The sequence below is a fragment of the Pseudoalteromonas sp. S1727 genome, assembly GCF_005886375.1.
Taxonomy (GTDB): Bacteria; Pseudomonadota; Gammaproteobacteria; order Enterobacterales; family Alteromonadaceae; genus Pseudoalteromonas; species Pseudoalteromonas haloplanktis.
In genome coordinates, this window is sequence record NZ_PNDT01000183.1 from 1 (window position 1) to 388 (window position 388).

Consider the following 388-nt stretch of genomic DNA (forward strand, 5'->3'; position numbering starts at 1 on the left):
CATTCAATCCCTTCTGATATTTCAGTGGTGTAATTAAAGTCAAAAAGTGGGCTTTCATTTACTGCATTATTAGCAGATAAACTTGAAATCATTTCCCAGTTCATTAAATCGGTTGATTTAGCGGCCGCTAAATGTGAGCCAAAGATATAATAAGTATCATCGACTTTTAAAACTGATGGATCATGCACTGCAACATTAGTTACTGCCACATTCCCATCATCATTAAATTGCACACTGCTATTTAAAGTTGGTTTTGCAGTAACAACAGGTTGCGAAGCTAAAACACCTTCGGGTGCTGAGTTTCCATCTGAGCCACAGCCTGAGACTGCAAAAGCGCAGCTTATTACGACAGCTAGTTGATTAAGTTTCATTGTATGTGTCCTGTTGA

1 pseudogene is annotated in these 388 nt (G+C 38.4%); it reads right to left on the minus strand.

Annotated elements, in window-relative coordinates:
- Positions 1–371, minus strand: a pseudogene (locus tag CWB85_RS21500) (LamG-like jellyroll fold domain-containing protein); the annotation flags it as partial.
- Between the last annotated feature and the right edge of the window lie 17 nt (positions 372–388).